The sequence below is a fragment of the Streptomyces sp. NPDC031670 genome, assembly GCF_055580545.1.
This window is the reverse complement of record NZ_JBVILC010000014.1, coordinates 217,328-223,991: the sequence shown is the minus strand read 5'-3', so window position 1 is coordinate 223,991 and position 6,664 is coordinate 217,328. Positions and strand designations below refer to the sequence as shown.

The window sequence follows — 6,664 nt, the reverse complement described above, 5'->3', positions numbered from 1 at the left end:
AGGTACGGACGCTTCCTTCGTTCCCGTTTCCGGGCCCTCCGGGCGCTTCCTTCGTTTCCGACTCTATCAGACCGTTTCCGGCTCGATTTCCTCGGCGCTTTCCAGGTTTTCGCTTTCGCGTTTCCCTTTCCGGCGGTTCCGACTCTATCAGTGCTTTTCCGTCTCTCCGGCCACTTCGTTTTGCGACGCACGGAAATACCGAGGCAGCAGAGCGAGGTGCGGATCAAGATCAGCGAATGAAGGAGCCTGCCCGCCCCGACGCATGCACGTGAAGTTCACACGTAGCGGTCAGGCGGGACTTAGGACAGTACAGGCCCCGGCGCGGTCGGGGCAAATCGGCCCCGAGGCCCTCAGGGGTCTATGGTCTAGTCCACTACCGCACCGGTCTAGTCCAGTAGTCTCCGTCGGGGAAGCCCGACCTGGGGTCATACCAGGCGAACCCGGACTTCTCATGACTTACCCTTCTGAAAAGTACGCCGCCACCCAGCAGGAAGTGGCGGTGACGCGAAGAAGCCCCACCCCTGGGAGGCCATCCATGACCACCGTGACGTCCCCGCTCGCCGGGCGTGCCATCGGACTCGCGGCAGTGCCCGATCCGGTGTTCTCCGGCGCAATGGTGGGTCCCGGTACCGCCATCGATCCCGTACGAGAGCCCTCGGAGGCGGTTTCCCCCGTCGACGGTGTCATCGTCTCCCTGCACCCGCACGCTTTCGTCGTCGTGGACGACCAGGGCCACGGTGTGCTGACGCACCTCGGTATCGACACCGTCCAGCTCAACGGCGAGGGCTTCGAACTGCTGGTCAACAAGGGCGACACCGTGCAGCGCGGCCAGGCCGTCGTGCGCTGGAACCCGGCCGCCGTGGAGGAGGCCGGGAAGTCCCCGGTGTGCCCCATCGTGGCGCTGGAGGCCACGGCTGAATCCCTCTCCGCGCTGGTCGAGAGCGGTGAAGTGAAGGCCGGCGACGCCCTGTTCAGCTGGAAGTAGTTCGGCCCGTAGTCATGACGCCGCCGTCGTGGAGACGGCGGGTCGGACATCCACCGCGGTGGCGGAGACCGCCGCACCAATCGGAGACGGTGAAATGGAGACAACGCTGCGAGGCGTCGGCGTGAGCCACGGTGTGGCGATCGGCCAGGTCCGGCACATGGGTACTGCGGTCCTGGAGCCGCCGGCCAAGCAGATTCCCGCGGAGGAGGCGGAGCGCGAGCAGGGGCGTGCCCGCAAGGCCGTGGAGGCCGTGGCGGCCGACCTGAACGCGCGCGGCAACCTGGCGGGCGGTGAGGCGCAGGCCGTGCTGGAGGCCCAGGCCCTGATCGCCCAGGACCCCGAGCTGATCGCCGACGTCGACCGTCGTATCGCCGTCGGCAGCACCGCCGAGCGGGCCGTGTACGACGCGTTCTCCCACTACCGCGAGCTCCTCGCGGGCGCGGGTGAGTACATGGCCGGGCGGGTTGCGGACCTCGACGACGTGCGCAACCGCATCGTGGCGCGCCTGCTGGGCGTCCCCATGCCGGGTGTCCCGGACAGCGACGAGCCGTATGTACTGATCGCGCGCGATCTCGCTCCCGCCGACACCGCGCTGCTCGACCCCGCGCTCGTGCTCGGCTTCGTGACCGAGGAGGGCGGCCCCACCAGCCACAGCGCGATTCTGGCGCGGGCGCTGGGTGTCCCCGCGATCGTGGCGCTGCCGGGCGCCGGTGAACTGGCCGAGGGCACGCTGGTGGCCGTCGACGGCAGCACCGGTGAGATCTTCGTCGAGCCGAGCGAGGACAAGCGCGCCGAGCTGGAGCGCGCCGCCGCCGAGCGCCGGGCCGCGCTGGCCGCTTCCTCCGGTCCGGGGGCCACCTCGGACGGGCACAAGGTTCCGCTGCTCGCCAACGTCGGCGGTCCCGCCGACGTCCCGGCGGCCGTGGAGGCGGGCGCCGAGGGCGTCGGTCTGTTCCGTACCGAGTTCCTCTTCCTGGACGACTCCGCGAAGGCGCCGTCGGAGGAGAAGCAGGTCGAGGCCTACCGCAAGGTCCTGGAGGCCTTCCCGGAGGGCCGGGTGGTCGTGCGGGTGCTGGACGCGGGCGCCGACAAGCCGCTCGACTTCCTGACCCCCGCCGATGAGCCGAACCCGGCGCTCGGTGTGCGTGGTCTGCGCTCGCTGCTCGACCACCCCGACGTGCTGCGGACGCAGCTGACGGCGCTGGCCAGGGCCGCCGAGGGGCTTCCGGTCTACCTGGAGGTCATGGCGCCGATGGTCGCGGACCGTACGGACGCCAAGGCGTTCGCGGACGCGTGCCGGGAGGCCGGGCTGCGGGCGAAGTTCGGCGCGATGGTGGAGATCCCCTCCGCCGCGCTCCGTGCGCGCTCGATCCTTCAGGAGGTCGAGTTCCTGTCGCTGGGCACCAACGACCTGGCCCAGTACACGTTCGCGGCCGACCGGCAGGTCGGTGCGGTGTCGCGGCTCCAGGACCCGTGGCAGCCGGCGCTGCTCGACCTGGTCGCGCTGTCCGCCGAGGCGGCCAGGGCCGAGGGCAAGAGCTGTGGTGTCTGTGGTGAGGCGGCCTCCGATCCGCTGCTCGCCTGTGTGCTGACGGGTCTGGGTGTGACCAGCCTGTCGATGGGTGCCGCGTCCATTCCTTATGTGCGCGCGACGCTGGCGAAGTACACACTCGCCCAGTGCGAGCGCGCGGCGTCCGCGGCCCGTGCCGCGGACTCGGCCGAAGAGGCCCGGGTGGCCGCGCGGGCGGTGCTGTCCGGGGAGTGACCCGGGCTCGGCTGCCGCCGCCCCGGTGCGCGGCAGCCGAGTGTCTGTGAGTGGAGGGGCTTCCCGTCGTCGTGGCGACGGGGAGTCCCTTTCGTCTACTCCTGGGCGGCGGTCCCTCCGGTCCTCCTGTCCTCAGTGGTCGGTGGTGGGCTGGTCGAACGGGAAGCCCGCGCGGTAGTCCACTCCTGGTTCGGGTGCCACCGGGTCTCCGGTGTCGGCATCCGTGCAGTACGCGCTGAAGACCTCACCGGCGGTGAGCGGGTGCAGACCGCCCTCGTGCAGACGCCAGCCGTGGACGCGGTCGGGGGCGTCCGCCGATGTCGTCCGCAGCACCAGGCCTCCTGGGCTGTGCTGGGCGATCCCCGCGGCGAGGACGGTGACGAACTCGGCGACGTCCGTCTCGTCGAGACGGACGGGTTCACCGCCGCGCCCCTCGGCGCCGCCTCGCCCCTCGGCGTGGAGCACGGCGATGAGCTGTTCCCGCTGCGCCTGGACGCTGCACACCATGTGGTGCAGGCCCGGTCCCGCGGCCTCGATCAGGCGGGTGAGGATCGTCGAGGCGCGTTCGAAGGCCGAGCGGCCGATGTCCTGGCCGCATTCGGCGCACTCCCCCAGATCGGCCAGGAGCAGTGTGGCGTAGTCCCAGGTCGCCTGGCGGACCGCTTTGTTGATGAGCTCGGGCACCAGGCTGTCGATGGGCTGGCCGTGGTAGGGGACGCGGGTGCCCGCTGCCGCGATCTCGGCGGTGAAGCGGGTGCGGCTGGCGGGGGTGTCGGGGTCGATGCCGGTGGCCGTGCAGAACTCGGTGAACTCCTCCGGGTCGAAGAGGGCGACCGTGGTGTGCAGCCCCTGGGCCGCGAAGGACCGGAGCAGGCCCTCGACCTGACGGAGGTAGGCCGTGTGGTCGTCGAAGGCGAAGGTCCGGTACCGCGTCATCGCCTCGAAGTCGTACGCGTCGGCCAGCAGGGCCACCGTGCTGGGCGTCTCCCTGCGCAGGGTGCGCCGGTTGGCGCGGGCCTTGTGGACCGGTCGGGTGCCGCGAGGTGAGCGGGTGGTGGTGGTCCTGCCGGTGCTTTTCCTTGAGTTGCGGATGTGCGCCATGTTTCCCCCTGAGCGCTGTCGATCAGTGCTCACTCACCGTAACCGGGGCCACTGACAGCGCCGGTCGCGGCAGCCGGTCCCGTACGAACCGGTGCTGAACACAGCAGGTCAGAGCGATGGCGGCGCCGAAGACGGTCCAGCCGACGGGGCCGGTGGCGATGGCCGCGGTGACGGCGAGCGGTCCCGCGCTGCGCTGGGCGGACTGGGCCAGTCCGTGCACGCCGAGGTAGGCGCCCTGGGCGTGCTCCGGGGCCAGGGCGAGGGAGAGCTCCCACGAGACGGTGGCGTGGATCATCTCGGCCAGTGTGAACGCCGCAGCCGAGACGGTCAGGCAGATGCTCGCCGCCACGGCGCCGTGGACCGCCGAGGCTGCCATGGCGACGCCCGCGGCGGCGAAGACCGCGGCGAGCGGGAGGAGCAGGCGGTGGGCCGCCTCGGTGGTGGCGCCGAAGCGGGCCAGGGGGACCTGGAGGCCCACCACCATCACGTTGTTGAGCACCATCAGCAGCGGTACGAGTCCGTGGGGCGCGTCCGTGGCGGAGACGGCCCAGAGGGGGATGCCGACCTTGAAGACGGCGTCGTCCATGAAGAGGACGGCCTCGGTGGCGACATAGGCGAGGTAGGCGCGGTCCTTCCAGGGGCTGCCCGGGCGTGCGGCGGGGGCGGGCTTCCTGGAGGTGGCGACGGTACGTGAGGGGGAGGGCGGTTCGGCGCAGCGGCTGGTGACCAGTGCGGCGCCCACGAAGGAGAGGGCGTCCCCGGCGAGCAGCCACTGGTAGGCGGCGGTGGTGGCGAGTGCGAGGGCGGCTGCGGCGGCGAGGCCTCCGACGGCCCAGCCGGCGTTGGCCAGGGTGCGGCTGACGGCCTGGTAGCGGACGCGGTCGGGGCCGGCGACACGGGCCGCGTACAGCTTGGTGAGCACGTTGGCGGAGCGGTCGCCGAAGCTGCCGACTGCCGAGTACAGCAGGAGGAGCGCGTAGTTGTCGGTGGTGAGCAGTGCGGCCGAGGCGAGCGCGCGCAGGATCTGGAAGACGATGAGCACGCGTGTGAGGGGCAGCCGGTCGGCGATTCGGCCTCCTATGGGCGCGCCCGCGATACCCACGGCGCCGGCGAGGGCGACCAGGGTGCCGACCTGGGTGACCGAGAGCCCTGCCACGTAGGTGAAGTACAGGACGGAGACGGCGGCCCACAGACCGCTTCCGGTGCGGTCGACGAAAGCGACCCAGAGCATCAGTCGGCCGTCGCGGCCTCCCGGGACTCGTTCCCACAGTGCGGCTCGACGGCTGTGCGGTGTCACTGCTCCCCCTTGACGTGAATTATGTATTGATACATAGTTCCGTACGTGGCAGAACAATATGCGATCGGCGGCACCTCGGCCAAGGGAATTGCCGCTTCCGTAGAAAGGGCCGTCGCCGAGGGCTCCTTGGCGCCCGGGGACACGCTTCCGCCGGTCCGCCGGCTGGCGGAGGACCTGGGCGTGAGTCCCGGCACCGTGGCGACGGCCTACAAGGACCTGCGCGGGCGCGGTGTCGTGGTCACGCACGGCCGGGGCGGGACCGTGGTCGCCGCCGCGCCCTCGGTCGCCTCGCGGCGCCCGCCGAAGGTGCCCGAGGGGCTGCGGGACCTCGCGGGCGGCCACCCCGACCCCGCCTTCCTGCCCGAACTGCCCGCGCCGGTGCGGACGACGGCGGGTGCGCGGTCGCACCGCTCGACACCCCGGCTGCCCCTGCTGGAGGAGCGCGTCCAGGAGTGGCTGGGCGCCGACGGCGTGCCGACGGAATCGGTGACCTTCGCCCATGGGGCGCTGGACTGCGTCGCCCGGCTGCTCACCACCGAGCTGCGGCCCGGCGACGCGGTGGCCATGGAGGACCCGGGCTACCACCATCTGCTCGACCTGGTGCAGGTGATGGGGCTGCGGACGATCCCGGTCGCGGTCGACGACGAGGGGATGCGGCCGGAGCCGCTGCGCGAGGCGCTGCGGGCCGGGGCGCGGGCCGTGGTGTGCAGCCCGCGCGCGCAGAACCCGTACGGCGGCTGCTTCTCCCGGCGGCGACGGGACGAGCTGGTGGGGGTGGTGCGCGGGGCCCCCGAGGTGCTGGTGATCGAGAACGACCACGCGGCGGAGATCGCCGGGGCGCCGCTGCACAGCCTGACGGAGGGCGGCAAGCTGGCCCGCTGGGCGCATGTGCGGACCGTGACGAAGTACCTGGGCACGGACCTGCGGTGGGCCGCCGCCGCCTGTGACCCGGCGACGCTGGCGCGGCACGACGGGCGGCTGCTGCTGACCTCCGGCTGGGTGAGCCATCTGCTCCAGGGCACGGTGCTCGGGCTGCTGACCGACCGGACGGCGGGGGAACTCGTCCATCGCGCGCGTGACGCGTACGGGGAGCGGCGGCGCGCTCTGGCGGACGAGCTGGAGCGGCGCGGGATCCCCTCGCACGGGGCGAGCGGGATGAACCTGTGGGTGCCGGTGCGGGACGAGTCCGCGGTGGTGAACGGGCTGCGCTCGCGCGGGTGGTGGGTGGCCGCCGGGGCGCGGTTCCGGATCGCCTCGGGGCCCGGTGTACGGATCACCCCGGCGGCACTGGCACCGGCTGAGGCGGCCCGGCTCGCCTCGGACTTCGCGGAGGTGCTGGACGAGTCCGAGGCCACGTACGGAGGGTGACGGGCGGAAGGTGACGGGCCGGAGGTGAGAGCGCACCCCGGGGGGTTCCCTTGGGGGCACCCGGGGGTGTTCTCTTTCGGTGCGGTTTCTTTTTAACTCCCCCTCCAAAAACAGCAAACCCCAGTTTTTCCCCCAACCCCATTTCCCC

The 6,664-nt window shown here is 71.8% G+C and carries 6 protein-coding genes; 4 read left to right on the top strand and 2 right to left on the bottom strand.

The features are described 5' to 3' along the window. The 3 genes from ACZ5ID_RS25595 to ptsP all read left to right on the top strand — a co-directional run. The coding region (locus tag ACZ5ID_RS25595) for a hypothetical protein (RefSeq protein ID WP_468902173.1) at positions 1–240 on the top strand (240 nt) is incomplete at its 5' end. A 295-nt stretch (positions 241–535) separates the two neighbouring features. Beyond that, positions 536–985: a PTS sugar transporter subunit IIA gene (locus ACZ5ID_RS25590; protein ID WP_468902170.1), complete on the top strand. Its 450-nt coding sequence runs from the start codon at positions 536–538 to the stop codon at positions 983–985. A 94-nt stretch (positions 986–1,079) separates the two neighbouring features. Beyond that, positions 1,080–2,750, top strand: a complete 1,671-nt coding sequence (gene ptsP, locus ACZ5ID_RS25585; RefSeq protein ID WP_468902167.1) for a phosphoenolpyruvate--protein phosphotransferase — start codon at positions 1,080–1,082, stop codon at positions 2,748–2,750. Between the two features lie 132 nt (positions 2,751–2,882). On the opposite strand, the gene ACZ5ID_RS25580 is transcribed toward ptsP, so the two are convergent. Both ACZ5ID_RS25580 and ACZ5ID_RS25575 read right to left on the bottom strand, forming a co-directional pair. After that, positions 2,883–3,851, bottom strand: a complete 969-nt coding sequence (locus tag ACZ5ID_RS25580) for a hypothetical protein (protein ID WP_468902165.1) — start codon at positions 3,849–3,851, stop codon at positions 2,883–2,885. Between the two features lie 22 nt (positions 3,852–3,873). Continuing rightward, positions 3,874–5,082 carry an MFS transporter gene (locus tag ACZ5ID_RS25575; RefSeq protein ID WP_468902162.1) on the bottom strand — a complete coding sequence of 403 codons (1,209 nt, stop codon included), beginning with the start codon at positions 5,080–5,082 and terminating at the stop codon, positions 3,874–3,876. A gap of 111 nt (positions 5,083–5,193) precedes the next feature. Between ACZ5ID_RS25575 and ACZ5ID_RS25570 the strand changes: the two genes are divergently transcribed. Next, entirely contained in the window at positions 5,194–6,516 is a 1,323-nt protein-coding gene (locus ACZ5ID_RS25570; protein WP_468902159.1) for an aminotransferase class I/II-fold pyridoxal phosphate-dependent enzyme, read from the top strand. Positions 6,517–6,664 lie beyond the last annotated feature (148 nt).

Bases quoted from the DNA above. Each gene is read 5' to 3' on its own strand.
- ACZ5ID_RS25590 (WP_468902170.1), top strand. From the start codon at position 536: ATGACCACCGTGACGTCCCCGCTCGCCGGGCGTGCCATCGGACTCGCG.
- ptsP (WP_468902167.1), top strand. From the start codon at position 1,080: ATGGAGACAACGCTGCGAGGCGTCGGCGTGAGCCACGGTGTGGCGATC.
- ACZ5ID_RS25580 (WP_468902165.1), bottom strand. From the start codon at position 3,851: ATGGCGCACATCCGCAACTCAAGGAAAAGCACCGGCAGGACCACCACC.
- ACZ5ID_RS25575 (WP_468902162.1), bottom strand. From the start codon at position 5,082: ATGCTCTGGGTCGCTTTCGTCGACCGCACCGGAAGCGGTCTGTGGGCC.